The organism is Caulobacter sp. GW821-FHT12D05 (genome assembly GCF_058807295.1).
Genome location: NZ_JBXAQO010000003.1, coordinates 962,129 through 988,034 on the forward strand (window position 1 = coordinate 962,129; position 25,906 = coordinate 988,034).

The following is a 25,906-nucleotide window of genomic DNA, read 5'->3' on the forward strand; positions in this document are numbered from 1 at the left end:
CTCTAGGGTCGCAGGGGGTAAGCGTCCCGACGGAGTGTTGCGTGCGGCAGGGTAGGTTCGGGGTCTGGCCGCGCGTGAGCGCGCTGTTGCAGATCATGGCGGTGATCGCCGTGCTGATGGCGGCCTCGCTGGCGCTGACGATGTACGTGGCGCCGTTGCTGCCCACGTCGGTGCGTCTGCCGGTCATGACGCTCGCGACCCTGGTCGCCGTGGTCTCGGGCGGGCTGTTCCTGCTGCGCGACGGGATCTCGTACCGCGACCTGGGCCTGCGCCGGCCCGCGCGGTGGCGCGCCGTCCTGGGCTGGGCGGCGGCCGCCTTCGCGGTCGCCGAGCTGGGCGCCATGCTGCTGGGCGTGGTGTTCACCCGGGTCTTCGGCTGGCCCGCGCCGAACGTCGAGTACATCCGCGCCGTGATCGTCGCCGAGCCCGTCGCCTATGTCGCCTGGATCGCGGCGGCCTGGATCTGCGCGGCGCTGGGCGAGGAGCTGACGGCCCGGGGCTTCTTCATGAACCGATTGGGCCGCGTGTTTGGGAACAGCCGGCGCGGCCTGGCGCTGGCGGCGATCGGCCAGGCGCTGATCTTCGGCCTGCTGCATGCGCCGCAAGGTCCGTCGGGGGTGTTCATGACGACCTGGGCGGGCCTGGTGCTGGCCTGGGCCTACTATGCCTCGGGCCGCAACTTCTGGGCCGCGATCCTGGCCCATGGGGCGATGGACACCTTCGCGCTGACCCTGCTGTTCCTGGGCTACTGGCCACCCGGCGCCGCCAGCTGACGGGGCGAAATTTCGCCGCGAAGTTCCGGTCAAGGACGGCTACGGTGTCGCTGACTGACACCAGCGTTCGAAAGACCCTTGATGCGCCTTCTCGCTCCTCTGGCCCTCGCGGCCTTCCTCGCCGCCGGTGCGGCTCACGCCCAGGTGACGCCGACCGCGCCGCCGCAGCTGAACGCCGGACCGTCGGCTAACGCCGTCGCGGGCAAGGCCTTCCTGGAGAAGAACGCCAAGGCGCCGGGCGTCGTCACCCTGCCGTCGGGCCTGCAGTACAAGGTGGTGACCTCGGGCCCCAAGACCGGCCCGTCGCCGAAGCTGGGCGACATCATCAAGGTCCACTACGAGGGCAAGCTGCTGGACGGCACGGTCTTCGATAGCAGCTTCGCGCGCGGCAAGGCGGTGATCATGCCGGCCGACGGCCTGATCCCAGGCTGGCTGGAGGCCCTGCCGCTGATGAAGGTCGGCGACGAGTGGACACTGTATATCCCGGCGGAGCTGGGCTACGGCGGGCGGGACATGGGCGAGATCCCGCCGGATAGCGTGCTGGTGTTCCGCTTGCAGCTGATCGGGATGCTGGCGGTCGACTGATCTCCCTTCCCCCTTGATGGGGGAAGGGCCGGGGATGGGGGTGATGCGGCGGTTCAGCCGCCGACGCCGTAGGTCACCCCCACCCAACCCTCCCCCATCAAGGGGGAGGGCTTTAGTTTCGCGACTTCATCAACGGCTGGATCTTCTCCCCGAAATCCTCGACCCCCTTCACGAAGTCGTCGAAGGTCAGCAGCACCCCGGCCGTCCCCGGCACCGCGGCGATCTCGTCCATCATCCGGGCGATGCTCTCATAGCTCCCGACCAGGGTTCCCATGTTCAGGTTCACCGCCGACTCCGGCGCGGCCAGCTGGGTCGTGTTCGTCGTCGCTCCGGCCTTGGCATTGGGCGCCGCCTGGTTGGTCAGCCACGCCAGCGCCTCCTGGTCCGCGCCCTCGCGGTAGGACTGCCACTTGGCCATCGCCTTCTCGTCGGTCTCGTCGGCGATGATCATGAACAGCAGGAACGACTGCACGTCGCGGCCGGTCTTTTCGGCCGCCGCCTCCAGTCGCTTGTTGACCGACGCGAACGCCGTCGGGGTGTTGGTCCCCTTGCCCAGGGCGAAGCTGTAGTCGGCATATTGCGCCGTGAAGGCCAGGCCCTCGTCGGACGAGCCGGCGCAGATCAGCTTGGTCTCCTTGGGGTGCGGGCTGACCCGGCAGTCGTCCATGGTGAAGTACTTGCCCTTGAAGTCCGAGACGCCGGTCTCCAGCAGCTCCTTCAGCACGGTCGTGTATTCGGCCAGGTAGTTGTAGCGGTCGGTATAGTGCTCTTCGCCCGGCCACAGGCCCATCTGGCTGTATTCGGCCTTCTGCCAGCCGGTGACCAGATTGATGCCAAAGCGCCCCGGGGCGATCGAGTCGATGGTCGAGGCCATGCGCGCCACGATGGCCGGCGGGATGGTCAGGGTGGCGACGGTGGCGAAGATCTTGATCTTCGAGGTCACGGCGGCCAGGCCCGACATCAGGGTGAAGCTCTCGAGATTGTGCTCCCAGAACTGCGTCTTCCCGCCGAACCCGCGCAGCTTGATCATCGAGAGCGCGAAGTCGAAGCCGTACTTCTCGGCCTTCTGGGTGATCTCTTTGTTCAGCTCGAAGCTGGGCATGTACTGCGGAGAGTTCTCCGAGATCAGCCAGCCATTGTTGCCGATGGGGATGAAGACGCCGACCTGCATTGGGTTATTGCCCCTCTAGAAACTTGATGAGGCCTTCGTTGAAGGTCTCGGGATCGGTGACGGTGAAGCCGTGGCCGCCCCAGGCGATCTGCTGGAAGTCGGCATTGGGCAGATGCGCGGCCATGCGCTGCGAGCACAGCGGCGGCACCAGCATGTCGTCGGCCGAAGCGCTGATCAGCACCTTGTGGGTGATCTCCTCCAGCCGCGCGTCGATGTCGAAGGCCAGCAAGGCGTTGATCCGCGCCAGCATCACCTCGCGCGGCGGGAAGCCGGCCACGTGGTGGGCCTCCTCGGCCTGCAGGCGCGCGTGGTTCCGCGAGATCCAGTCGGCCGGATAGAGGAAGATCGGCTGGGCGTGGACGTAGGCTTCCGGCCCCGTGTCGTTCAGCAGATGGATGCGGGTGTCGAAGCAGCGGCGGATGTGCGGATCGGGCCGGCTCCAGCCGTTGACCACGACCAGCTTGGCGAGGCGGTCGGGATGGTTGAGGGCCAGTTGCAGCCCGGCATTGCCGCCGGCGGCGTGGCCGACGACATGCGCTTTCGCGAGGCCAAGCGCGTCCATGACCTTGACCATGTCGTCGGCCATGTGGGCGACGGTATAGTTCGGTGGCAGCTCGCGCGTGCTGCGGCCCGTGCCCCGATGGTCGTAGGTGACGACCGGCCAACGCTCGGTCAGCGCCGCCATCTGCGGCCCCCAGAACGCGCCGGAACCGCCCAGGCCCGACGACAGCAGCACGACCTCGCGGCCGGCGACCGGGCCGCCGTGCAGTTCGTAAAACAGGCCGTCGACCATTCCCGTGCTCACGACCCCACCCTCCATCCGCTCATCCCCGCGAAAGCGGGGACCCAAGCCGAGTCAGCGGATTTCAGCTCGGCCGCGCCACGCCCCGAAAGGCCGCTTGGGTCCCCGCTTTCGCGGGGATGATCGGGGGAGGGGGAGGTCATGGGTCTCAGCGCTTCCCGATGTGCGCCACGGACGCGATCTCGACCACGAAGCCGGGCTTCACCAGGCCGCACTGGATGCAGTAGCGGGCCGGTTTGTCGCCGGGGAAATACTCGGCATAGACCTTGTTCATCGGCGCGTAGTGGGCCCAGTCGGTGACGAAGATGTGGTTCATGGTGATGTCTTCCATCGTCCCGCCAGCGGTCTCGATGACCGACTTGATGGTCTCCAGCACCTGCCGGGTCTGGGCCTCGGCGTCGTCGGGGAAGGCGACGTTGTTGTCCTTGTCGAAGGCCAGGGTGCCCGAGACGTAGACGATCCCGTCGGCCAGCGTGCCGGGCGAGAACGGGGCGATGGGCGTGCCCGTGCCGGGCGGGGTGATGACGGTCTTGGGCATCTTTTCTTCTCCCTAGGTGGTCGGCGCCAGCTGCCCGAACGCCCCCTTGAAATCGGCCGTCGTCGACACCCAGCCGAAGAAGGTCTCGATGTTGAACAGCGCCGCCTTCTGCACGAACTCCGGCCCCGCCTGATGCGTGGCGTCCTCCAGCACGGTTCCGAAATATTCCAGCATGAAGCCGTCGCGCAGGGTCGACTCCACGCACACGTTCGTCGCGATCCCCACGAAGACCAGATGCCGGATCCCCCGCGCCCGCAGCACGCTGTCCAGCTGGCTGTTGAAGAAGCCGGAATACCGCGTCTTGTGCAGCTGGATGTCGCCCGGCTGGGGTTTGAGCTCATCGACCAGCTCGTAGTCCCACTGGCCGCGCGCCAGCAGCTTGCCGTGCAGCTCGGGCTTGGCGCGCATGGTCTTCAGGGCGTTGGATTTCCACCAGTTGGGCGAGCCCGGACCGCCGGCTTCCACGTACTGGTCGTCCCAGCCGTTCTGGAAATAGACCACCTGCATGCCCGCCGAGCGGGCGACTTCCAGCACGCCCTTGATCTGCTGGATCACCGCCGCCGCGCCCGAGATGTCGAAGCCGGCGAGATCCAGATAGCCGCCCGGCGAGGCGTAGGCGTTCTGCATGTCGATGACGATCACCGCCGTGGTCTTGGGGTCCACGGGGATCGGCTCGGGCCGGGCCGGCAGCATGACGGCGCCCGGCGAGAGCGGCGTGATCGGAGAGCTCATCGACGCGGCTCCTTGTGGTTCTCAGCGGGTATGGAATACCATCTCGCCGAACGTTGCAATCCGAACCATTCGGTCCATGTTTGACCAAATGGTCCAAGTTCGAGATCGCATGACCGACCTGGCGACCAAGACCGTCAAGGCTCCGCGCAAGACCGCGCCGAAACCGGCTGCGGGCGCCCGCAAGCTGGTCAAGGCCGCCCAAACCGTGGGCGACGCTGGGCCTGTGGATAACTTTCCGAAGGGCCGCCGCGCCCAGGCCGGCGAAGCCCGCAAGGCCGCGATCCTCAAAGCCGCCCTCGCGGTGTTCGCCCGCCAGGGCCTGGACGGTACGAGTGTCGAGGCCATCGCCCAGGCGGCCGGGATCTCCAAGGCCAACCTGCTCTACTACCACCCCTCCAAGGAGGCCCTGTACGTGGCGGTGCTGGAGCAGGGGCTCTCCCTGTGGCTGGCCCCCTTGAGCCGCTTCACCGCCGAGGAAGACCCCGCCGACGCCATCGCCGCCCTGATCGGCGCCAAGCTGGTCCTGAGCCGCGACCACCCCGAGGTCTCGCGCCTGTTCGCCCTGGAAATGCTGCGGGGGGCGCCGTTGTTGAAGCCGGTTCTCTCGGGGCCGCTGAAGGCGGTGTTCGACGCCAAGTGCGCGGTGGTTCAATCCTGGATCGACTCCGGAAAGCTCTTCCGGGTCGATCCGCCGCACCTGATCTTCGCGATCTGGGCCCTGACCCAGCACTATGCCGACTTCGCCGTCCAGGTGCGGGCGCTGGCCGGCAAGTCCTTGTCCGACAAGGCTTTCATGGACGAGACGCAGGCCGCCTTGACCGCCCTGGTGCTGGACGGCGCAAGGCCCCGCTAGGCTGGCTGCGGCCACGCGCCACGTTCCCCTTATAGGCGAGCGTCGTCAGGGTGTCGCCATGGCGGGGACGACTTCCAACACCCAGGCTGCCGGCGCTCAAACCGCCGGTGAGCGGCAGACGCGACTGATCGTCGGCATTGTCGGCGCGGCCGCCGTGCTGGTGCTCGTCTCGATCCTGGGGGCCCTGGCCCTGATGGCCCTGGCCGCCCGCGCGGTGGACCACAACGAGGCCAAGGACGAGATCGCCCTGGTCGACCGGACGATGTCGCGCACCCTGGACCGCATGGAGCGCGAGACGACCTCGGCCACCATCTGGGACGCGGCCTATCTGGCCACCGGCTGGACGATCGACCACGACTGGGCCGACCTCAACTTCGCCAAATACTATCGCACCCAGTTCAGCCACGACCTGACCTTCGTGATGAAGTCGGGCCAGGTGGCCTATGCCTCCAAGGCCGGCCTGCCGGTCAAGGCGGCGGACTTGGGCGGCTTCCCCGCCGAGGCCGCCCGCCCCGCGGCCGACGTCGCCGCCGACGCCCGCATCGCCCGCCGCGCCGGCCGTCTCAGCTCGGCCGCCCAGGTGACCCGAACCGGCCTGATGCGCGTGGACGGCGCGACGTATCTGGTGTCCCTGGCCGCCGTGACCCCGGAGAGCCAGGCCGGCGCCGACACCTATGACGGCACCTCCGCCGTGGTGGTCACCGCCCGCCGGATCGACGCGGCCTTCGTGCGCCGCCTGGCCGACGACCTGGGCCTACAAGGCCTGGCCTTCTCGAACGACGCCCACGGACCCCAGCCCCGCGTCGTGCTGCGCGACCTGAACGGCCATCCGGTCGGCGCCCTGGCCTGGGCCGCCGAGAACCCCGGCCTGTCGCTGGTCAAGGGCGTCGCCCCCTGGATCATCGCCGGCTTTCTGGTGCTAGCCGCCGCCGGCGTGGTGCTGCTGCGCCGCGTGGCCGAGGCCCTGCGCAAGCTGGAGACCGGCCGCATCGCCCTGATCGCCGCCAAGGAAGAGGCCGAGGCCGCCAACGCCGCCAAGACCCGCTTCCTGGCCAATATGAGCCACGAGGTCCGCACCCCGCTGAACGGCGTCTTGGGCATGGCCCAGGTGATGTCCGTCGACACCCTGAGCGAGCCCCAGGCCAAGCGCCTGCGGATCCTGGAGGAGTCGGGCCAGTCGCTGTTGGCCCTGCTGAACGACATTCTGGACATCGCCCGCCTGGAGACCCGCGCGGTGCGCTTGCGGGCCGAGATCTTCGACCTGGCCGGCCTGGTCGAGGCCTCCTGCGCGGCCTTCTCGGGCGCCGCGGCGGCCAAGGGCCTGAACCTGACCGTCGACATCGCCCCGGACCTGCGCGGCCGCTGGACGGGCGATCCGATGCGCCTGCGCCAGGTGCTGGGCAACCTGGTCGCCAACGCCGTCAAGTTCACCGACGATGGCGGGGTCACCGTCCGCGTGCGTCCGGCGACCAAGGGCGGCCTGCGCTTCGAGGTCGAGGACACCGGCATGGGCGTCGCGCTCGAGCACCAGACCGAGCTATTCAAGACCTTCTCCCAGGTCGACAGCTCGATCACCCGCGCCCACGACGGCGCCGGCCTGGGCCTGTCGATCTGCCGCGAGCTGGTCGAACTGATGGGCGGCACGATCGGCATGCACAGCTCGCTGGGCCTGGGGTCCAGCTTCCACTTCACCGTGCCGCTGACGCAGGCGGCGGCCGAGCGGCCGGCGCTGCGGGTGGTGCGGTAGGGGCGTTGCGTGGCCCTCGTCCTTCGACAAGCTCAGGATGAGGACCAAGGTTAGGCCGGTTCAGTAAGAAACCTCATCCTGAGCTTGTCGAAGGACGAGGTTTCGGTCCCGCCACCTGCACACTTCGCACGCAGACCGACGTTCCTTGTGCCGATAATTCGGAGCCTCCGGCCCGACCTTGCCCATTTAATCGCCGCCGCCCCTGGCCCCGATCGCACGGCTGTTACCCCCTAACACCGCACCGCTGGACTCAGGTCTCGGGCGGTTCAGTAGGGGATGGGCTTTCAAGATGGATTCGCGTTCAGGGGCGCCGACCCGGCGTCAGCTGCTTTCCGCCATCGCCAAGGTCGGCGGCACGGCGGCCCTCTATCAGGCGATGACCACGCTGGGCCACGCGGCCGAGACCCAGTTCCACGGGCCGCCGAACCTGCAAGGCGCGCGCTCGGGGGCCAAGGTGATCGTGCTGGGCGCGGGCCTGGCGGGCATGCTGGCGGCGTTCGAGCTGCGCAAGGCCGGCTACGAGGTCCAGATCCTGGAGTTCCAGAACCGGGCCGGCGGCCGCAACTGGTCCCTGCGCGGCGGCGACACCTACACGGAACTGGGCGGCGCGACCCAGAAGGTCGGCTTCGCCCAAGGCAACTACCTGAACCCCGGCCCCTGGCGGATCCCGCACCATCACCGGACCCTGCTGCACTACTGCAAGCAGTTCGGCGTGGCCCTGGAGCCGTTCATCCAGTTCAACCACTCGGGCTGGGTGCACTCGTCCCAGGCCTTCGGCGGCAAGCCGGTGCGCTTCAACGCCGCCGCCGCCGACTTCGAGGGCAATATCGCCGAGCTGCTGGCCAAGTCGGTCAACGCCAAGGCCCTGGACGACACCGTCACCCAGGAAGACCGCGACAAGCTGCTGGAGGCCTTGAAGGGCTGGGGCATGCTGGACAAGGACTACAAGTACTCGGCGTCCTTGCGGGCGTCCTCGCACCGCGGCTTCGAGCGGCCGGGCGGCGGCGGGGTCAACGGCGCGCCGATCCCGTCCAAGGACCTCTACAGCCTGCACGACGTGCTGGACCCGCAGGTCTGGACCTCGATGGCCTTCTTCATGGGCAGCGAGATGCAGACCACCATGTTCCAGCCGGTGGGTGGCATGGACATGATCGGCAAGGCCTTCGCCAAGCAGGTGGACGGCCTGGTCACCTACAACGCCAAGGTCAGCAAGATCGCCCAGGACGACAAGGGCGTCGTGGTCAGCTGGACCGACACCGTCACCGGCAAGACCGCCGACGCCAAGGCCGACTACTGCGTCTGCACTATCCCGCTCAGCATCCTGGGCCAGATGGACCTGGCCGTGACCGACGAGATGATGGCCGCCGTCAAGGCCGTGCCGTACTCGGGCCAGGTCAAGATCGGCCTGGAGATGAAGCGTCGCTTCTGGGAGGAGGACGACTACATCTATGGCGGCCACAGCTTCACCGACCAGGAGATCGGCCTGATCTCGTATCCGAACAACAACATGTTCGGGAACGGACCGGCGGTGCTGCTGGGCGCCTTCGCCCGCGACCTGGGGGCCTTCCGGCTGGCCGGCATGACGCCCGAGCAGCGGATCGAGGTGGCCTTGGCGCAGGGCTCGGTGCTGCATCCGGAAAGCTACCGCAAGGAGTTCTCCAACGGCGCTTCGGTGGCCTGGAGCCGCGTGCCCTGGACCCTGGGCTGCTGCGCTCGCTGGAACGAGGAGACCCGCAAGGAGCACTACCAGACCCTGGTGGCCATGGACCGCCGGATCGTCCTGGCCGGCGAGCACGCCAGCTATGTCGGCTGCTGGATGGAGGGCGCTCTGCTCTCGTCCATCGACGCCATCACCCGTCTGCACAAGCGCGCGCTGGAGGCTTGAGGCTCATGAAGAAGTTCGTTGTTCTGACGGCGCTGCTGCTGGCGTCTCCGGCGGTGGCCCAGGACTCGGCCGGCGGCATTGTCCGTGTGCCCAAGCCGGTGACCGGCGAGCAGGTCTACAGCCAGGTCTGCCAGGCCTGCCACATGGGCGACGCCAAGGGCGCGACGGGGGCGGGGACGGTTCCGGCCTTGGCGTCCAACCCGAAGCTGGCCGGGGCGGCGTATCCGATCATGGTCGTGGCCGGCGGAAAGGGCGGGATGCCGGGGTTCTCTGGCACGCTGTCCAACGCCCAGATGGCGGAGGTGGTGACCTATGTGCGGACCCACTTTGGCAATGCGTACGCCAAGCCGGTGACGGAAGCGGACGTGGCGAAATTGGCCAAGCCACCGCCGGCGGCGAGTCACTGAGGGCTCAGCGGTCGCGGGTAACAAGATCCTCCCCCTAGCGGGGGAGGTGTCGCCGTAGGCGACGGAGGGGGAAGTAGCGGGTTATCCGGTTACTTCCCCCTCCGGCCTTCGGCCGCCTCCCCCACGGGGGGAGGGTCTGGCGCGTTACGCCGCCGCCTCCACGATCGGCGCGATCGAGTCCAGCTGCCAGCGGATGCCGTGCTCACGCCCCTCGGCCGAGTAGTACCCGTCCAGGAACGCCCCCACCTCAGTGATCACCAGCCGGGTCTTCTCCCCCTCGGCCCGGAACTCCAGCGTCGCCACCGAGGCCGAGGCCAGCGGCTCGCCGTGGTGCATCCAGTACGCATAGACGATCCGCTCGTTCGGGATGATCTCCAGATAGCGGTTGTAGAACCGATGCGGCGGTTCTCCCGGCGGGCCGCCGATGCTGTGTTCCTCGCCGCCGACGCGGAAGTTGTACTTCTGGTCGGGGACGCCCCATTCGTCGGGGCCCTTGAACCACTTCTTCTTCTTTTCCGGGTCGGCGAAGGCCGCGAACACCCGGGCGGGCGAGGCGGCATAGGTCCGCTCGACGACGAAGGTGGCGTGGATGGCGTTTCTTTCCGTCTTGGTAGGGGCGGTCATTTCAGATCCTCGTCTTCGGCCGCCAGGAAATCCCCCAGGCGGTCGAGGCGTCGCTCCCACTGGGTGCGCCTCTGGTTGATCCATTGTTCGGCCAGACTCAGGACGTCGGGGTTCATTCGGCAGGTGCGCACCCGGCCGACCTTCTCCGACGCCACGATCCCGCCCGCCTCCAGCATGGCCAGGTGCTGCATGACCGCCGGCAGGGACATGTCGAGCGGCCTGGCCAGTTCGCTCACCGAGGCGGGGCCTTGGCTGAGCCGCTCGACCATGCTGCGCCGCGCGGGGTCCGCGAGGGCCTGGAACATGAGGTCGAGCGAGGGTTGTTGGTTAGGCATGGGGTTAAGTATCGAGGCGTGGCTCAATAGTCAAGTGATTGCCTAAGTATCGCGACAAACAAAAAGCCCGCCGCTCCGGAAGGGGCGGCGGGCTCTTGTTTTAGGCCGTGCGGACCTTGCCATCGACCCGGCGGGCGATGCCCAGCGGGTTTTCGGTCTTCAGCTCGGCCGGCAGCAGGGCTTCGGGCAGGTTCTGGTAGCTGACCGGGCGCAGGAAGCGGGCGATCGCCAGGGTGCCGACCGAGGTCGCGCGGCCGTCCGAGGTGGCCGGGAACGGGCCGCCGTGGACCATGGCCGGGGCCACTTCCACGCCGGTGCCGAAGCCGTTGACCAGGATGCGGCCGGCCTTCAGCTCCAGCGCCGGCAGCAGGGCGGCGGTCAGGGCGTGGTCGGCCTCTTCCAGGTGGATGGCGATGGTCAGCTGGCCTTCCAGGGCGTCGATGACCTTGGCCAGCTCGGCCTCATCAGTGGCGCGCACCACGATCGAGGCGGCCCCGAAGACCTCCTCGTGCAGGCGCGGATTGGCCAGGAAGTCGGCGGCGGCGACGCTGAACAGCGCCGCGCGGCCGGTGTGGCTGCCGTCCGGACCCGGAACGCCGCGCGCCACGGTGGTGACTTCCGTGGCTTCCGTCAGGGCCGCGACGCCGTGGGCGAAGGCCTTGCAGATGCCGGGGGTCAGCATGACCGAGGCCGGGGCGGCCTCGACCGCCTTGCCGGCAGCTTCGACGAACGTGTCCAGCTCCGGCCCGTCGATGGCCAGGATCAGGCCGGGATTCGTGCAGAACTGGCCCGCGCCCAGGGTCAGGGCGGCCACGAAGTCCGGGGCGATCTTGTCGGCGCGGGCCTTCAGGGCGCCCGGCAGCAGGATCACCGGATTGATGCTGCTCATCTCGGCATAGAACGGGATCGGTTCGGGACGGCCCTGGGCGATGGTCAGCAAAGCCAGGCCGCCACGGCGCGAGCCGGTGAAGCCGGCGGCCTTGACGCGCGGATCGGCGACCAGGGCCTGGCTGACCTCATAGCCGCTGTCGTGGATCATCGAGAACACGCCCGGATGCAGGCCGACCGAAGCCGCGGCCGCCTGGATGGCGCGGCCGACCAGCTCCGACGTGCCGGGGTGCGCCGGGTGGGCCTTGACGATGACCGGGCAGCCGGCTGCGAGCGCGGAAGCGGTGTCGCCGCCGGCCACCGAGAAGGCCAGCGGGAAGTTGCTCGCGCCGAACACGGCCACCGGGCCCAGCGGCACATTGCGCAGGCGCAGGTCAGGACGCGGCAGCGGCTTGCGCTCGGGCAGGGCGGGGTCGACGCGGGCTTCCAGGAAGCCGCCGTCGCGCAGCACGCTGGCGAACAGACGCAGCTGGCCGGTGGTGCGGGCGCGCTCGCCCTCCAGGCGCGGACGGGGCAGGCCGGTCTCGGCCATGACGCGGACGATCAGGTCATCGCCGATCGCCTCGATGTGCTCGGCGATGGCTTCCAGGAACGTCGCGCGGGTCTCGTAGGGCAGGGCGCGATAGCCGGCGAAGGCCTCGTGCGCCAGGGCGGCGGCCTGCTCGACATCGGCCTTGGTCGCGCCGCCGAACGCGGGCTCCAGGATCTCGCCGGTCGCGGGGTTCTCGCCGCGGATCTCGCCGTTGGTTCCCTTGCGGCTCTCGCCGCCGATCAGAAGCTCGCCCGTCAGGTGCACGTTCGTCGTCCTCGCATTTCAGTCTCGAGCGCCATATGGGCGCGGTACCATGACAAGTCCAATGCGATTGGCGGATCGGTGGGGTGTGGGCGGTGGATCGTCCACAGGAAGGCACAAATCCTCCCCCCAGCGGGGGAGGTGGCGCGAAGCGCCGGAGGGGGAAGTTCTCCTGGCGCCGGTCTCTTCCCCCTCCGTCGGCTGCGCCGACACCTCCCCCGCTGGGGGGAGGATCTGGGAGTACGGGGATTGAGGTCGCTGAACGCTCTGAATTCGCGAGATCGACTCCGGCGAATTCAACGACTTGTCACTTTTACGCCGGCCTCAATCATCCGCGCCCGCTGGCGCCGTATCTTTGTGTCATGGCCGAGAGAAGCAACGGAGCGCAGGGCTGGAGCGAGACGCTGCAGACCCGCCTCAAGGGCAAGATGGACGCGTTGATCGACGCGTTCCTGACCACCGACGATCCCGCCGAGAAGGTTCAGATCGAGAAAGACGCCCGCACCTGCGGGGTGTTCGCTCGGTCGGCCAAGGCAATCGAGACCATGGTCCCCGAACCCAAGATCAAGCCCGCCGCCGACGAGGCGGCCAATGACGATGAGGCTTCCATGCATGACGGCATCCCCGACGATCCCGAAGAGCTTCAAGCCGCTCTTGCCGAGCGCTTCACCCGCATGGCCGACCTCATCGAACGCAAGCGGCGCGCCGCCGTGGATGGGGCTGGAGGCGCTGGACCGGCAACGTCTGCTGAGTGCGTGGCTGGCCGACCCGCTGGAGCACCAGCAGAGCCCTGACTACGAGCCCTGGACCACCTGGTTGATGCTGGGCGGACGCGGCGCGGGCAAGACCTTCGCCGGCGCCCGCTGGATCACCCACAAGGCGCTGGTCCATCCGACCCTGGCGCTGGTTGGTCCCACCCTGCACGACGTGCGCGAGGTGATGATCGAGGGGCCGTCGGGGCTGAAGGCGATGGGCGGGCCGTTGTTCCGCCCCCGCTGGGAAGCCTCGCGTCGCCGCCTGGTCTGGCCCAATGGCGCGGTGGCCTACGCCTTCTCGGCGGAGGATCCCGACAGCCTGCGCGGCCCGCAGTTCCACGCCGCCTGGGCCGACGAGTTCTGCGCCTGGCGCCGGCCCGCCGAAACCCTGGCCATGCTACGGTTCGGCCTGCGCCTAGGGACCGACCCGCGCCTGGTCGTGACCTCGACGCCCAAGCCCAACCGGGCGCTGAAGGCCCTGATGGCCGAGCCCGGCGTGGCCCTGACGCGCGCTGGGACGTCCGCCAATGCCGGCAACCTGGCGCCGGCGTTCTTGCGGACGCTGGAGGGGTTGTACGGCGGCACGCGCCTGGCGGCTCAGGAGCTGGACGGGATCATCGTCGAGACCGACGGCGGCCTGTTTCGGGCCGAGGACCTGGCAAGGTGTAGGGCGGCGAGGCCCGCGCGGCTGGACCGCGTGGTCGTGGCCGTGGATCCGCCCGCCACGGCCGGCGGCGACGCCTGCGGGATCGTGGTCGTCGGGCGCCGGGACGACCGGGCGTTCGTGCTGGCCGACGAGACCGCGCGGGGCTTGTCTCCGGCGGGGTGGGCCGGGAGGGCGGTTGCGGCTGCTCGCAAGTTCAATGCTGACGCCTTGGTCGCCGAGGCCAACCAAGGTGGGGACATGGTGCGCTCGGTGCTGGCTCAGGCCGACCCGCCTTGCCGGATCAGGCTGGTGAAGGCCAGCATTGGCAAACGCGCTCGCGCCGAGCCGGTGGCGGCCTTGTACGAGCAGGGGAGGGTGTTGCACTGCGAGGCATTCGCGGCGCTGGAGGAGGAGCTGATGGCGCTGGGGTCGGGGGATCTGGAGCACAGTCCCGACCGGGCGGATGCGCTGGTGTGGGCGGTGAGTGAATTGATGCTGGGACAGGCGCGGAGGCCGCGGTTGCGATCCTTATAACGGCGGCCACCATCACGATCCTCCCCCGCGATGCGGGGGAGGTGGCCCGGAGGGCCGGAGGGGGCGAGCTCTGAGGTGTTCCAGAATGCTCCTGGCTGCACCCTCTGGAGTCTCAAACACCTCGCGGGCTGGGATCCGGAGCGTGACGATCCCCTGTGCCGCAAGCCAAGCATCGCGCCTAGCATCACGTACGGAATGGTCATCAAGCGTGTGCTGCTGGCCGTCGACTTCAACGGCCAGCCTTTGGCTCTCGCAATAGAAGTCCAGAATGTAGGGACCCACCGGATGCTGGCGGCGAAACTGAAGTCCGCCAAGCCGGCGTCCCTTCAGTTCCAGCCACAACAGCACCTCCGGCAGCGTCAGCTCCCGACGAAAGCGTTGCGCCGTCAGTCTTCGCTCGAGTGGCGGTCTCATCTGTTCTGCACGCGCTAGCCCCCTCCGGCCCTCTGGGCCACCTCCCCCGCATCGCGGGGGAGGATCTGGATCGTGTCGCGCCTTCCGCACCACTATAAATTGTTCCCCTTTTGTTCTCAACTCCGAACGCGGAGCCCTCAGCCATGCCCCTCTTCAAACCCCGACCGCCGGAGCGCAAAGACTCCCGCGCCGCGCGCCTGATCGCCCTCACCACCGGCGGCCGGCCGCAATGGACGCCTCGCGACTACGGCGCGCTGGCCGCCGAGGGGTTCGCCAAGAACCCCGTCGCCTATCGCTGCACCCGCCTGATCGCCGAGGCCGCCGCGTCCACGCCGCTGGCCGTGTTCGTCAACGGCCAACGCGCCGACGACCATCCGCTCAAGAAACTCGTCGACCGCCCCAACCCAGAGCAAGGCGGGCCCGACCTGATGGAGGCGTTCTTCGGCAGCCTGCAGGTCGCCGGTAACGCCTATCTGGAAGCGGCCGGCGACGCTCAGCCGTCGGAGCTCTACGCCCTGCGCCCCGACCGCATGACCCTGGTCCCCGGACCGCGCGGCTGGCCGCTTGCCTATGACTACCAGGCCGCCGGCCGCACGGTGCGGATCGCCCGCGACGCCGATGGCTGGCTGCCCGTCCTGCACCTGAAACTGTTCAACCCCACGAGCGACCACTACGGCTTCTCGCCGCTCGAGGCCGCCGCCTTCGCGATCGACGTCCACAACGCCTCCAGCGCCTGGAACAAGGCGCTGCTGGACAACTCAGCCCGCCCGTCGGGGGCGCTGGTCTACTCGTCCAAGGACGCCGGCGACCGGCTGACCGACGAGCAGTTCGACCGGCTGAAGACCGAGCTTTCCGCCGCCCACTCGGGCCAGGCCAACGCCGGCCGCCCGCTGCTGCTGGAAGGCGGCCTGGACTGGCGGGCCATGTCGCTGACCCCGGCCGAGATGGACTTCACCGAGGGCAAGCACGCGGCCGCCCGCGAGATCGCCTTGGCGTTCGGGGTCCCGCCGCAGCTCTTGGGCATCCCCGGCGACAACACCTACGCCAACTATCGCGAGGCCAACGCCGCCTTCTGGCGCGGCACGGTGGTCCCACTGGCCGAGCGTGCCGCCCGCGCCCTGACCGGCTGGCTGGGCGCGAAGTTCCCTGGCGCGCGGATCGCCCCCGACCTGGACGCCGTGCCGGCCCTGTCGGCCGAGCGCGACGCCCTGTGGAGCCGGCTCCAGGCCGCGAGCTTCCTGACCGATCCCGAACGCCGTCGCCTGGCGGGGCTGGAACATTGAGCGGGCCGGTCAACCGCTGGCGGTTCGACCGCCAGGTGTCGCTGGGGCTGGTGATCACCGTCTTCCTGCAAGCTGCCGCCGCCCTGATGTGGGCCGGCCGCGCCTCGGCCCGGATCGACGACATGCAGCGCCGTCTGGACGCCCAGGCCCCGGTCGCCGAGCGCCTCGCGCGCCTGGAAGCGCAGGCCGACGCCAGCCGCCAGAGCCTGGCCCGCATCGAAGCCCGCCTGGAGCGCAGCCATGAGCGATGAGCTGAAAATCGAGGGCTATGCCTCGCTGTTCTGGACTCGCGACCTCAATGACGACGTCACCGCCGCCGGCGCCTTCGCCGAGAGCCTGGCGGACGGCGCGCCGGTTGTGATGCTGCACCAGCACGACGAGGCCGAGCCCGTCGGCGTCTGGGACGCGGTCGTCGAAGACGCCAAGGGGCTCTTCGTCCGTGGCCGCATCCTGAAGACCACGCCCCGCGGTCGCCTGGTCGCCGCGCTGGTCGAGGCCGGCGCCCTGGACGGCCTCTCCATCGGCTTTCGCCAAGTGAAGGCCCGCACCCAGGGCCGCCTGCGCGTGCTGTCCCGCGTCGAGCTGTGGGAGGTGTCGATCGTGACCTTCCCGATGCTGCCCGGCGCGCGGCTCACCCGATCCGCCTAGCGGATATCTGCTCCCAAAACCCGGAGATCCCCATGAAGGAAACCAAACACGCGGCCTCGCCCGAGGCCCGCGCGGCGCTGGCTGACGTCCTGACGGCGTTCGAGAGCTTCAAGGCCGCCAACGACCAGCGGCTGTCGGCGATCGAGACCAAGCGGGCCGACGTCCTGCTGGAAGAGAAGGTCGGCCGCATCGACGAGGCTATGTCTCGCGCCCAGGATCGCCTGGACCGGATCATGGCCGACCTGCGCCGGCCCGGGCTCGGCGGTGACGCGCCGGTCGCCCAGGTCGACGAACGCAAGGCCGCCTTCGACCGCTATGTGAAGACCGGCGAGACCCCCGCCGCGCTGCTGGAAGCCAAGGGCCTGTCCGAAAGCGTCGCCACCGCCGGCGGTTATGTCGCCCCGCCGGAGCTGGAGCGGCTGATCCTGCGTCGCCTGGCGGCCACCAGCCCGATGCGCGAGATCTGCCAGGTCCGCACCATCGGGGCCGGGACCTTCCGCAAGCCGGTGTCGCCCACGGGCCTGGCCGCCGCCTGGGTCGCCGAGACCGCCGCGCGGCCCGAGACGACCGCGCCCACGCTGGACGTCATCGACTTCCCGGCCGGCGAGCTCTACGCCAGCCCGGCCGCCACCCAGGCTCTGCTGGACGACGCCTATGTCAGCATCGACGAGTGGCTGGCCGAGGAGGTGCAGGACGCCTTCGCCGCCCAGGAAACCACGGCCTTCGTGACCGGCGACGGGGTCAACAAGCCCAAGGGCTTCTTGGCCTATACCGCCGCGCCGGACGCCAGCTACACGTGGGGCCAGGTCGGCTACCTGGCCACCGGCGTCGCGGGCGCCTGGCCGGCCAGCAACCCGACCGACAAGCTGATCGACCTGATCTACGCGGCCAAGACCCAGTACCGCCAGAACGGCCGCTTCGTGATGAACCGCCGCACGGTCAGCGCGGTGCGCAAGTTCAAGGACGCGCAAGGCAACTACATCTGGAACGCGGCCCTGCAGCCGGGCCAATCGGCTTCCTTGCTTGGCTTCCCGGTCACCGAGATCGAGGCCATGCCGGACGCCGCCGCCAACGCCTGTCCGATCGCGTTCGGCGACTTCGAGAAGGGCTACCTGATCGTCGACCGCGCCGGCGTGCGAGTGCTGCGCGACCCGTACTCGGCCAAGCCGCACGTGCTGTTCTACACCACCAAGCGCGTCGGCGGCGGGGTGCAGAACTTCGACGCGATCAAGCTGCTGAAGTTCGCGGCCTCGTAGCCGCTTCAGCGTCCCGCCGCATCGCGGCGGGACGCGCCTTCCAGGAAATCCTCCATGCCCCAATCCCTCACCCTGGCCGAGGCCCGGGCGTTCCTGCGCGTGCCTGACGCCTCGGAGGACGCCGTCCTCACGATCCTGATCGACGCCGCCGAGGCCCGTATCGCCAGCGCCGCGTCCGTCACCCTGAGCCCCACGAGCCCGGCGCCGCTGCGGCTGTCGGTCCTCACCCTGGTCGCCCACGCCTACGAGCACCGTGACGCCGGCGAGCCCTCGCTGGCCCTCGTCGAGCCGTGGCTGACGCCCTATCGAAAGGCGCGGCTGTGAGCGACAAGCCCCTGATCGACGCCCTGGTCGCGACCCTGAAAGCCGCGCCCGCCGTCACCGCCATAGCGGCTCAGCGGATCCACGGCGCCGCCCCGCGTCTGCCGACCTATCCCTGTGTCGTCGTCACCCGCACCGAGAACCGGCCGGTGGGCGAGAACGACGCGGTCGAGCACCTGCTGACCGTCACCTGCGCCAGCCGTTTCGGCGGACCCGAGGAGGCCCGCGCCCTGGTCGCGGCCGTCCGCGCGGCGCTGCATGACGCGCGGCCGACGCTCACCGGCCGGCGGCTGGTGAACCTGCGCGTCCCCTATGCCGATGTCTTCGCCGGCGCGGATCGCGAGACCACCCTGGGCGTCGTCCGGGTGCGCGCCGTCACCGAAAACCCCTAGACCGAGGAGCTCGCCATGGCCACCCAAGCCGGCAAGGACATGCTGCTGAAGATCAGCGACGGGGCCGCGACCCCGACCTTCCACACCGTCGCGGGCCTGCGCGCCCGGACCATCAGCCTGAACGCCAAGACCATCGACGCCACCGACAGCGACAGCGCCGGCCGCTGGCGTGAGCTACTGGCCGGGGCGGGAGTGAAATCGGTGGCCGTGTCGGGCTCGGGCATCTTCCGCGACGCCGCCTCGGACGCCCAGGTGCGGACCAGCTTCTTCGACCAGTCGGCCCGCGTGTGGCGGCTGGTGATCCCCGACTTCGGCCAGTTGGAGGGCGCGTTCCTGGTCGCCGCCCTGGACTATGCCGGCGAGCACGACGGCGAGGCGGCGTTCGCGCTCAGCCTGGCCTCGGCCGGCGTCGTGACCTTCACGGCGATCTGATGCTGTCGCCCAACCCCGCGCGCGGTGAAGTGGTCGTGACGATCGCCGGCGCACCACGACGCCTGTGTCTGACGCTGGGCGCCCTGGCGCGGATCGAGGCGACGTTGGGACTCTCCGATTGGAGTCAGCTGCCGGACAGGATCGCTACGCTGAGCGCATGCGATCTCTCGGCCGTCCTCGCCGCGCTGCTGGACGGTGGCGGCGAGCCTCCCGAGATCGCGGCCCGCGCCACGGTCCCTGAGGCCGCCAGCGCCCTGGCCGCCGCCTTGGCGGCCTGCGCGTGAGCTGGGGCGCACCGTTGCGGTTGGCGCTCTCCCTGGGCATCGCGCCCGAGACCTTCTGGCGCCTGTCGCTCAAGGAGTGGCGGGCGCTGACCGAGACGCCGCCGGCGCCCGTGCTCACCCGCACCGACCTTTCCGCCCTGATCGCCCGCTATCCCGACGAGGACATCCGATGAGTTTCGAAGACGATGGACTATCGACGATCCCCGCCAAGGCCGCTCAAGCCGCCGCCGCGCTGGAGACCCTGAAGGCCCCCGCCGAACGCGCCGCGCGTTCGATCGACGAAGCCTTCACGCGGGCTGGCACCTCCTTGGCCCGGTCGCTGGCCAGAGCGGCGGCGGACGGTCAGGTGTCGCTGGGCGAGCTGGCGAGAGCGGTGCTGGGCGCGGCGAGCACCGCGCTGAAGGGCGGCCTGACCGAGGCTTTGTCGAAGAGTTTCTCGGGCGCTCGCGCCGACGGCGGCCCGGTGCTGCCCGGCGGCGCCTACCTAGTCGGCGAGCGGGGACCGGAGGTGTTCCGCCCGACCTCGGCCGGCGCCATCGAGCCGGCGGGCGGAGGAGGGGTCTCTGTGACCGTCAATGTCCAGGGCGGCGAGGTCAGCGGCCTGGTCCGCTCCGACGCCCAGCTGGCCCAGGCTCTGGCCCGGGCCGTGTCGTTGGGCGCGAGACGCCTCTAGAGCGCCACCGCAGCGGTGTTCGGCGGCACGGGGCCGTACTTGTTTTCGCCGGTCACGCCGGTGCTGCAACCGACCCACAGGGTGAAGGCCAGCCAGATGGCGAAGGCGATGAAGAACGACATGAACAGCCCGCCGATGCTGGCCAGCAGGGCCGCCGTCGGCTCGCCGTCGTGGAAGGCGGTCATCAGGGCCGAGATCCCGACCGAGGCGATGGCGCCGAACACCAGCACCGGGCCCAGCACCCACGGCAGCACCTGCCACCAGCCGGTCTGACCCATGTCGTGCAGGCGCTTGGTGTGGATGCAGATGCTGGAATAGATCACCAGCAGCATCAGCACGTGGCCGATCACGGGCAGCGCGTTCAGCACGATGCTGGCCCCCAGAAGGCAGAGCCATCCGATCCAGAACGCCTGGCGGCCGATGCGGCCTTCCGGCGACAGGAACAGGGTCTTCCAATCCATTTCGATCTCCAATCTCAGGCTCAATAGTTAGAGCCCGACGACCCGCCGATGAAGTGAAAAGCGGGTCATGACGCAGTCTTAATGGCAATCGCGCCCAACGGCTCCGCTTGCGCGCGATTTTTCTGCAAACCTTTTCCGAGAATAGGGGATCGCGATGAGCGAGTTCCATGAGGCGCGCTTGCCCGCGCGCCTGGCGTTCGGCTGCACGGGCGGGATCGAGCGGCGCGTCGACATCGTCACCCTGGCGTCCGGCTTCGAGCGCCGCACCAGTCCTTGGACGTCCGGCCGTCGCCGTTACCTGATCGCCACCGCCGCCCGGCCGCTGGACGAGGTCGCCGAGCTCTTGGCGTTCTTCGAGGCGCGGGGCGGGCGGCTGGCGGGGTTCCGGTTTCGGGATCCGACGGACTTCAAGTCCTGTCCACCGTCGGCCCAGCCTGCGGCGGGCGACCAGGCGATCGGGACCGGCGACGGGACGCGCAAGGTGTTCCAGCTGGTCAAGGCCGGGCGGACCATCGCCAAGCCCGCAGCCGGGACCGTGAAGGTCGCCGTGGCCGGCGTCGCCGCGCCGTTCTCGGTGGATGTGACCACGGGCCTGGTGACCTTGGCGACCGCCCCGGCCGCCGGCGCGAGCGTGACGGCGGGGTTCGAGTTCGACACGCCGGTGCGCTTCGACCTCGACCGCCTGGACGTGACGCTGGAGGGCTTCGCCGCCGCGCGGGTCACCGCCTGCGCCCTGGTCGAGGTGCGGGTCTGATGCGCGCGCTTCCGGAAGGGATGGACGTCGGCCGGCTGTGCCAGGCCTGGATCGTCACGCGGACCGATGGGGTGAGGCTGGGCTTCACCGACCATGACCGCGACCTGATGGTCGACGGCGTGGTGTGTCGCGCCAGCGGCGGCTGGAGCCCCGGCGCGAGCGAGACCGCCGCCGGCTATGCGCCGGGGCAGGCCGCGGCGCTGGGGGTGTTGGACGCCGACGGGATCACCGAGGCGGATCTGACGGCCGGGCTCTATGACGGCGCGCGGGTGGCGGCGCTGCGGGTCGACTGGAGCGCGCCGAGCCGGCTGGTGCGGCTGTGGACGGCGAAGATCGCGGCGGTGTCGCGGGAGGGCGAGGCGTTCACCGCGACCTTGGCCGGGCCGTTGGCCGAGCTGGAGCGGGTGGCCGGGCGGACGTTCACGCGGCTGTGCGACGCAAGGCTGGGGGATGCGCGGTGTGGGGTTTCTCCGCCGGCGGGCGCTGTGTGTGACAAGCGCTGGGCGACGTGTGTCGGGACGTTCGGGAATGGGGTGAACTTCCGGGGTTTCCCGACGGCGCCGGGGGAGGATTTCCTGACGCTGTACCCGGTTGAGGGTGAGCGGAATGATGGGGGGCGGCGGTGAGTCAGCACTGGCCCCCACCTGACCTGCTGACGCAGGTCTGTCCGCCCCCAAGCGGGGCGGAGAAATCTCTCCTCCCCCTGTTGGGGGAGGGGGACCGGCGGAACGCCGGTGGAGGGGCCAGCGCCGTCCTCGCCCACACCCGCCCTTGGCTCGGCACTCCGTACCGCCACCAGGCCTCCGCCCTGCACGCCGGCTGCGACTGCCTGGGCCTGGTCCGAGGCGTCTACCGCGCCCTGCACGGCGCCGAGCCCGAGCCCCCGCCGCCCTACCGCCCGGACTGGGCCGAGACCGGCGGCCGCGAACTGCTCCTCGAAGCCTTCCACCGCTGGCTCATCCCCACCACCACCCCAATCCCCGGCGACGTTCTCGTCTTCCGCATGGCCCCCGGCGCGGTCGCCAAGCATTGCGCGATCCAGTCCGGCCCCGACCGCATGATCCACGCCTATTGGGGCCGGGCCTGCGTCGAGAGCGTGCTGGGCCGCTGGTGGCGCGAGCGCCTGGTCGCCGCCTTCAGATTTCCCCCTCTCGCCCCTTGAAGGAGCCGCCATGGCCCAGATGATCCTCACCAGCGTCGGCGCGGCCGTCGGCGGCGTGTTCGGGGCGGCGGCCGGGGCCGTGGTCGGCGGGTTGATCGACCATGCCGTCGCCAGCGGCGGGACCCGGGTCGGCCCGCGCATCCCCGAGCTGCGCCTGACCGGCGCGGCCGAAGGCGCGGCGCTGCCTTGCGTGTTCGGGCGGGCCCGGGTCGGCGGCCAGGTGATCTGGGCCGCGCGCTTCCGCGAGAAGCGGGTCGAGGCCCGCGTCGGCGGCTCCAAGGGTCAGAAGACGGCCAGCTACGCCTACAGCCTGTCATTCGCCGTGGCGGTGGCCGAGGGCCCGATCGACGGCGTCGGTCGCGTCTGGGCCGACGGCAAGGTCATGGACATGACCGGCGTCGTCATGCGCGTGCATCGCGGGACCGAGGACCAGGCCCCCGATCCGCTGATCGCCGCCATCGAGAGCGCGGCTCCAGCCTATCGCGGCGTAGCCTATGTGGTGTTCGAGGACTTGGCCCTGGAGCCCTACGGCAACCGCCCGCCGCAGCTGTCGTTCGAGGTCTATCGTCGGCCGCGCGCGCCCGGAACGCTGGGGCTGGAGGAGCGGCTCAAGGGCGTCTGCCTGATCCCCGGCGCGGGCGAGTTCGTCTATGCGACCGAAGCCGTCCTGCGCCGCGAGGGCCTGACCCGCACGGCGTCCGAGAGCGTGCACAATGCCGAGGGCCGGCCGGACCTGGTGGTGGCCCTCGACCAGCTGCAGGCCCAGCTGCCGAACGTCGACCACGTGACCCTGGTGGTGTCGTGGTTCGGGACCGACCTGCGCTGTGGCCAGTGCCAGATCAAGCCGGGCGTCGAGGGCGCGGTGAAGGACACCCTGCCGCTGACCTGGAGCGTGGCCGGCGTCAGCCGCGCGGGCGCGCACAAGATCTCGCTGAAGGACGGCTCGCCGGCCTATGGCGGGACGCCGGCCGATGCGGTCGTGCTGCAAGCCATCGCCGAGCTGAAGCGGCGTGGCCTGAAGGTGACGCTCTATCCCTTCATCCTGATGGACACGCCGACCTATCCCTGGCGCGGTCGGATCACCTGCGAGGCCGCTACGGATGGCACCGCGAGCGCTGCGGCCCAGGTCAACGCCTTCTTCGACGGCGAGTGGGGCCTGCGCCGGATGGTGCTGCACCAGGCGTCGCTCGCCGCGCAGGCGGGCGGCGTGGACGGCTTCGTCATCGGCTCGGAGCTGCGTGGCGTCACCGCCATCCGTGGCGCGAGCGGGACCTATCCGGCGACCGCCAAGCTGAAGACCCTGGCCGCCGAGGTGCGCGCGGTGGTCGGTCCAACGACCAAGCTGGGCTATGCGGGCGACTGGTCCGAGTACTTCGGCCACCAGCCCGGCGGCGGCCATGCGGTCTTCCATCTCGACCCGCTGTGGGCCGATGCGAACATCGATTTTGTCGGCATCGACTGGTACCCGCCGGTGACCGACTGGCGCGAAGGCGAGAGCCACCTGGACGCCGTCGCCGGTTTCGACGGACCGCACGATCCGGCCTATCTGCGCGCCGGCCTGACCGGCGGCGAGAGCTTCGACTGGTATTATCCCAGCCAGGCGGCCCGTGACGCCCAGGCCCGCAGCCCGATCACCGACGGCGCCCATGGCGAGCCGTGGATCTGGCGGGCCAAGGACCTGGTCTCGTGGTGGAGCAAGCCGCATCACGACCGCCCCGGCGGCGTGCGCTCGGCGACGCCCACGGCCTGGATCCCCAAGTCCAAACCCATCCGCCTGACCGAGTTCGGCTGTCCCGCCGTCGACAAGGGCGCCAATTCGCCCAACCTCTTCATCGACCCCAAGAGCTCCGAGAGCTTCCTGCCGCCGTACTCCACGGGCGAGCGCGACGACTTCGGCCAGCGGCGTTACCTGGAGGCCGTGCTGGCCTGGCTGGACGAGCCGGCGGCCAATCCGGTGTCGCCGATCTATGGCGGGGCGATGGTCGAGGCCGCCAGCGCCTGGTGCTGGGACGCGCGGCCGTTCCCGGACTTTCCGGCCCGCTCGGACGTCTGGAGCGACGGCGGCAACTGGGTGCTGGGCCATTGGCTGACGGGCCGGGCCGGGATCGCGCCGCTGCCTGAACTGATCCAGGCCCTGGGCGCGCGGGCGGGCGTCACGATCGACCCCGGCGAAGCGGGCGGCGCGGTGGGCGGCTATGTCGTCGACCGCCCGATGCGGCTGCGCGACGCCCTCTCGCCCCTGACCGAGGCCTTCGCCCTGGATCCCGTCGAGCGCGGCGACCACGTGAAGATGCTGGCCCGCGCTGGCCGGGCGATCGGGGCGCTGGACGCCGACGACCTGGCCCTGCCCGATGACGGTCCCGCCGAGACGGAGAGCCGGGCGCTGGAGCCCGCCGCCGAGGCCCTGCGCCTGCGCTTCATCGACGCCGCCCGCGACTACCAGGTCGGCGCGCTGATGGTGCGGCGCGAGGCGGGGCAGGGGACCCGCGACGCCGACGCGCCGATCGTGCTGGCCAGCGCCGAAGCCGAGGCCGTCGCCCGCCGCATGCTGGCCGCCGACGAGGCCGCTCGCCGCGCGCGGATCGTGCGTCTGTCGCCCTCGGCCGCCCTGCGGCTGGAGGCCGGCGACCGTCTGGCCCTGGACGGTGCGACTTGGCGCGTGCAGCGCCTCGACCTCGACGAGCGGCCGCGCGCGACCCTGGTCCCGGTGCTGACCGGGATCGGCGTAGTCGGCGGCGTCGACTGGACCCCGGCCCCGCCGCGCGACCCGGCCGCCCCGCCGGTGCTGCACGTGTTGGACCTGCCTTCGGACGGCGCGCTGGCGGATGACGCAAGGCCCCTGGTTGCCGCCGCCTGCGAGCCCTGGCGGCCGCTGGATGTCCATGCCGGCACGGGCCTCGAGACCCTGAAGGTCCGCGCCCGCCTCGCGCAGCCCGCGACCCTGGGCGAGACGCTGAGCGACCTGCCGCCCGCCTCGCCGCATCGACTGGATCGCGGCAGCCTGACCGTCCGCCTGGAGGGCAAGACCCTGACCTCCGCGCCGCTGGCCGCCGTGCTGGCCGGCGACAACGCTCTGGCGGTCCGCGCGCCGTCTGGCGACTGGGAGGTCATCGCTTTCCAGAGCGCCGAGTTGGTGGCGGCCGATACGTGGACGCTCTCCGGCCTGTTGCGCGGTCAACGCGATGGCGTCGCGACCGAGGTCATGATCCCGGCCGGCGCACCGGTGGTGCTACTGGACGAGGCGGTGGTCCCGATGGACGTCGCCGCCTTCGAACGCGGGACGCTGCTAGTCGTCCGCGCGGCTCCAGCGGGTGGACCGCCGGCCGGCTCGGCGATGACGGAAGTTACAGCGACTTGGACCGGTCGCGCTCTGCGTCCGCTTTCGCCAGCGCACCTGAAGGCCCGCTTCGTCTCGGGTGACCTCCAGCTCACCTGGATCCGTCGCGCCCGCGTCGGCGGCGATGTCTGGGAGGGCGAGGTCCCGCTGGGCGAGGGTTCGGAGCGTTATCGGATCCGGGTGCTGGACGGCGCGATGGTGTTGCGCGAGGCCGAGGTTTCGACGCCCGCCTTCACCTATGCCGCCGCCATGCGAACGGCCGATGCGCCCTCGGCCGCCGCCCGGATCGAGGTCTGTCAGGGCGGCGCGCTCTACGGCTGGGGCGCCCCTGCGACGACAGGTCTGTGATCTAGAAGTCACAGGTGGGCTTGCGCGCGCCTCTGGACGTTCTAGATGGAGGGCGTTACCCAACCTGCCCACT

General features: G+C 70.1%; 29 protein-coding genes and 1 pseudogene. 21 read left to right on the forward strand and 9 right to left on the reverse strand.

Features of this window, described 5'->3' with window-relative positions; all coding sequences use genetic code 11:
* Positions 1-41: 41 nt before the first annotated feature.
* A complete protein-coding gene (locus tag AC1RRR_RS17385; protein ID WP_492815031.1) occupies positions 42-773 on the forward strand; it encodes a CPBP family intramembrane glutamic endopeptidase in 732 nt (243 codons plus the stop codon).
* An 81-nt stretch (positions 774-854) separates the two neighbouring features.
* A complete protein-coding gene (locus tag AC1RRR_RS17390; RefSeq protein WP_492815033.1) occupies positions 855-1,358 on the forward strand; it encodes an FKBP-type peptidyl-prolyl cis-trans isomerase in 504 nt (167 codons plus the stop codon).
* Between the two features lie 112 nt (positions 1,359-1,470).
* Here AC1RRR_RS17390 and rutA read toward each other — a convergent pair whose 3' ends face one another.
* The 4 genes from rutA to rutB form a co-directional block, all read right to left on the reverse strand.
* Positions 1,471-2,529 carry a pyrimidine utilization protein A gene (rutA, locus tag AC1RRR_RS17395; protein ID WP_492815034.1) on the reverse strand — a complete coding sequence of 353 codons (1,059 nt, stop codon included), beginning with the start codon at positions 2,527-2,529 and terminating at the stop codon, positions 1,471-1,473.
* A gap of 4 nt (positions 2,530-2,533) precedes the next feature.
* On the reverse strand, positions 2,534-3,349 hold the full coding sequence (rutD, locus tag AC1RRR_RS17400) for a pyrimidine utilization protein D (RefSeq protein WP_492815035.1): 816 nt from the start codon (positions 3,347-3,349) through the stop codon (positions 2,534-2,536).
* 130 nt (positions 3,350-3,479) lie between these two features.
* Complete coding sequence (gene rutC / locus AC1RRR_RS17405) at positions 3,480-3,869, reverse strand: pyrimidine utilization protein C (RefSeq protein ID WP_454714479.1); 390 nt, start codon at positions 3,867-3,869, stop codon at positions 3,480-3,482.
* 12 nt (positions 3,870-3,881) lie between these two features.
* Positions 3,882-4,601, reverse strand: a complete 720-nt coding sequence (rutB, locus tag AC1RRR_RS17410) for a pyrimidine utilization protein B (RefSeq protein ID WP_492815037.1) — start codon at positions 4,599-4,601, stop codon at positions 3,882-3,884.
* Positions 4,602-4,710: 109 nt separating this feature from the next.
* Between rutB and rutR the strand changes: the two genes are divergently transcribed.
* The 4 genes from rutR to AC1RRR_RS17430 all read left to right on the forward strand — a co-directional run bounded on the left by rutR (position 4,711) and on the right by AC1RRR_RS17430 (position 9,493).
* The gene (rutR, locus tag AC1RRR_RS17415) at positions 4,711-5,454 is read left to right on the forward strand and encodes an HTH-type transcriptional regulator RutR (protein ID WP_492815038.1); all 744 of its coding nucleotides are present in this window, start codon (positions 4,711-4,713) and stop codon (positions 5,452-5,454) included.
* A 58-nt stretch (positions 5,455-5,512) separates the two neighbouring features.
* Positions 5,513-7,201, forward strand: coding sequence for a sensor histidine kinase (locus AC1RRR_RS17420; protein WP_492815039.1), 1,689 nt, complete (start codon positions 5,513-5,515; stop codon positions 7,199-7,201).
* 289 nt (positions 7,202-7,490) lie between these two features.
* Positions 7,491-9,086 (forward strand): flavin monoamine oxidase family protein, encoded by a 1,596-nt coding sequence (locus tag AC1RRR_RS17425; protein ID WP_492815041.1) that lies wholly within the window; start codon positions 7,491-7,493, stop codon positions 9,084-9,086.
* A 5-nt stretch (positions 9,087-9,091) separates the two neighbouring features.
* Entirely contained in the window at positions 9,092-9,493 is a 402-nt protein-coding gene (locus AC1RRR_RS17430) for a c-type cytochrome (RefSeq protein WP_492815043.1), read from the forward strand.
* Positions 9,494-9,637: 144 nt separating this feature from the next.
* Here the strand turns inward: AC1RRR_RS17430 and AC1RRR_RS17435 are convergent, their stop codons facing one another.
* The 3 genes from AC1RRR_RS17435 to AC1RRR_RS17445 form a co-directional block, all read right to left on the reverse strand.
* Complete coding sequence (locus AC1RRR_RS17435) at positions 9,638-10,117, reverse strand: SRPBCC family protein (protein WP_492815045.1); 480 nt, start codon at positions 10,115-10,117, stop codon at positions 9,638-9,640.
* Positions 10,114-10,422: an ArsR/SmtB family transcription factor gene (locus AC1RRR_RS17440; protein WP_492815047.1), complete on the reverse strand. Its 309-nt coding sequence runs from the start codon at positions 10,420-10,422 to the stop codon at positions 10,114-10,116. The genes AC1RRR_RS17435 and AC1RRR_RS17440 overlap by 4 nt, the downstream gene beginning before the upstream one ends.
* Positions 10,423-10,552: 130 nt before the next feature.
* Positions 10,553-12,136 carry an aldehyde dehydrogenase (NADP(+)) gene (locus tag AC1RRR_RS17445; protein WP_492815049.1) on the reverse strand — a complete coding sequence of 528 codons (1,584 nt, stop codon included), beginning with the start codon at positions 12,134-12,136 and terminating at the stop codon, positions 10,553-10,555.
* Positions 12,137-12,745: 609 nt separating this feature from the next.
* On the opposite strand from AC1RRR_RS17445, the gene AC1RRR_RS17450 reads away from it, so the two are divergent.
* Positions 12,746-14,068 carry a DNA-packaging protein gene (locus AC1RRR_RS17450; RefSeq protein WP_492815050.1) on the forward strand — a complete coding sequence of 441 codons (1,323 nt, stop codon included), beginning with the start codon at positions 12,746-12,748 and terminating at the stop codon, positions 14,066-14,068.
* Between the two features lie 12 nt (positions 14,069-14,080).
* Here AC1RRR_RS17450 and AC1RRR_RS17455 read toward each other — a convergent pair whose 3' ends face one another.
* On the reverse strand, positions 14,081-14,482 hold the full coding sequence (locus tag AC1RRR_RS17455; RefSeq protein ID WP_492815052.1) for an endonuclease domain-containing protein: 402 nt from the start codon (positions 14,480-14,482) through the stop codon (positions 14,081-14,083).
* On the opposite strand from AC1RRR_RS17455, the pseudogene AC1RRR_RS17460 reads away from it, so the two are divergent.
* The 10 genes and pseudogenes from AC1RRR_RS17460 to AC1RRR_RS17505 all read left to right on the forward strand — a co-directional run bounded on the left by AC1RRR_RS17460 (position 14,481) and on the right by AC1RRR_RS17505 (position 19,771).
* Positions 14,481-15,765: pseudogene (locus tag AC1RRR_RS17460) on the forward strand (phage portal protein). The gene AC1RRR_RS17455 and the pseudogene AC1RRR_RS17460 sit on opposite strands and share 2 nt — an antisense overlap.
* Positions 15,762-16,016 (forward strand): hypothetical protein, encoded by a 255-nt coding sequence (locus AC1RRR_RS17465; RefSeq protein WP_492815054.1) that lies wholly within the window; start codon positions 15,762-15,764, stop codon positions 16,014-16,016. The pseudogene AC1RRR_RS17460 and the gene AC1RRR_RS17465 overlap by 4 nt, the downstream one beginning before the upstream one ends.
* A complete protein-coding gene (locus tag AC1RRR_RS17470; RefSeq protein ID WP_492815056.1) occupies positions 16,006-16,413 on the forward strand; it encodes an HK97 family phage prohead protease in 408 nt (135 codons plus the stop codon). Before AC1RRR_RS17465 ends, AC1RRR_RS17470 begins: the two co-directional genes overlap by 11 nt.
* Positions 16,414-16,445: 32 nt before the next feature.
* Positions 16,446-17,669, forward strand: a complete 1,224-nt coding sequence (locus AC1RRR_RS17475; protein ID WP_492815058.1) for a phage major capsid protein — start codon at positions 16,446-16,448, stop codon at positions 17,667-17,669.
* Positions 17,670-17,723: 54 nt separating this feature from the next.
* Positions 17,724-17,993, forward strand: a complete 270-nt coding sequence (locus AC1RRR_RS17480; RefSeq protein WP_492815060.1) for a head-tail connector protein — start codon at positions 17,724-17,726, stop codon at positions 17,991-17,993.
* Positions 17,990-18,382: a DUF3168 domain-containing protein gene (locus AC1RRR_RS17485; RefSeq protein ID WP_492815062.1), complete on the forward strand. Its 393-nt coding sequence runs from the start codon at positions 17,990-17,992 to the stop codon at positions 18,380-18,382. The genes AC1RRR_RS17480 and AC1RRR_RS17485 overlap by 4 nt, the downstream gene beginning before the upstream one ends.
* A gap of 15 nt (positions 18,383-18,397) precedes the next feature.
* The gene (locus tag AC1RRR_RS17490; protein WP_492815063.1) at positions 18,398-18,814 is read left to right on the forward strand and encodes a phage major tail protein, TP901-1 family; all 417 of its coding nucleotides are present in this window, start codon (positions 18,398-18,400) and stop codon (positions 18,812-18,814) included.
* On the forward strand, positions 18,814-19,098 hold the full coding sequence (locus AC1RRR_RS17495) for a GTA-gp10 family protein (RefSeq protein ID WP_492815065.1): 285 nt from the start codon (positions 18,814-18,816) through the stop codon (positions 19,096-19,098). Before AC1RRR_RS17490 ends, AC1RRR_RS17495 begins: the two co-directional genes overlap by 1 nt.
* Complete coding sequence (locus AC1RRR_RS17500; RefSeq protein ID WP_492815067.1) at positions 19,095-19,271, forward strand: phage tail assembly chaperone; 177 nt, start codon at positions 19,095-19,097, stop codon at positions 19,269-19,271. The genes AC1RRR_RS17495 and AC1RRR_RS17500 overlap by 4 nt, the downstream gene beginning before the upstream one ends.
* Positions 19,268-19,771 (forward strand): phage tail tape measure protein, encoded by a 504-nt coding sequence (locus AC1RRR_RS17505; RefSeq protein ID WP_492815069.1) that lies wholly within the window; start codon positions 19,268-19,270, stop codon positions 19,769-19,771. Before AC1RRR_RS17500 ends, AC1RRR_RS17505 begins: the two co-directional genes overlap by 4 nt.
* Here AC1RRR_RS17505 and AC1RRR_RS17510 read toward each other — a convergent pair.
* Positions 19,768-20,232, reverse strand: coding sequence for a DUF805 domain-containing protein (locus AC1RRR_RS17510; RefSeq protein ID WP_492815070.1), 465 nt, complete (start codon positions 20,230-20,232; stop codon positions 19,768-19,770). The genes AC1RRR_RS17505 and AC1RRR_RS17510 overlap by 4 nt on opposite strands.
* 154 nt (positions 20,233-20,386) lie before the next feature.
* Here AC1RRR_RS17510 and AC1RRR_RS17515 point away from each other — a divergent pair, with 154 nt between their 5' ends.
* From AC1RRR_RS17515 to AC1RRR_RS17530, 4 genes are all read left to right on the forward strand, one after another.
* Positions 20,387-20,986 (forward strand): phage distal tail protein, Rcc01695 family, encoded by a 600-nt coding sequence (locus AC1RRR_RS17515; RefSeq protein ID WP_492815072.1) that lies wholly within the window; start codon positions 20,387-20,389, stop codon positions 20,984-20,986.
* A complete protein-coding gene (locus AC1RRR_RS17520; RefSeq protein WP_492815074.1) occupies positions 20,986-21,612 on the forward strand; it encodes a phage/gene transfer agent baseplate hub protein in 627 nt (208 codons plus the stop codon). The genes AC1RRR_RS17515 and AC1RRR_RS17520 overlap by 1 nt, the downstream gene beginning before the upstream one ends.
* Before the next feature lie 80 nt (positions 21,613-21,692).
* Positions 21,693-22,148, forward strand: a complete 456-nt coding sequence (locus AC1RRR_RS17525; RefSeq protein WP_492815076.1) for an NlpC/P60 family protein — start codon at positions 21,693-21,695, stop codon at positions 22,146-22,148.
* Positions 22,149-22,158: 10 nt separating this feature from the next.
* Entirely contained in the window at positions 22,159-25,833 is a 3,675-nt protein-coding gene (locus AC1RRR_RS17530) for a baseplate multidomain protein megatron (protein ID WP_492815077.1), read from the forward strand.
* Positions 25,834-25,906 lie beyond the last annotated feature (73 nt).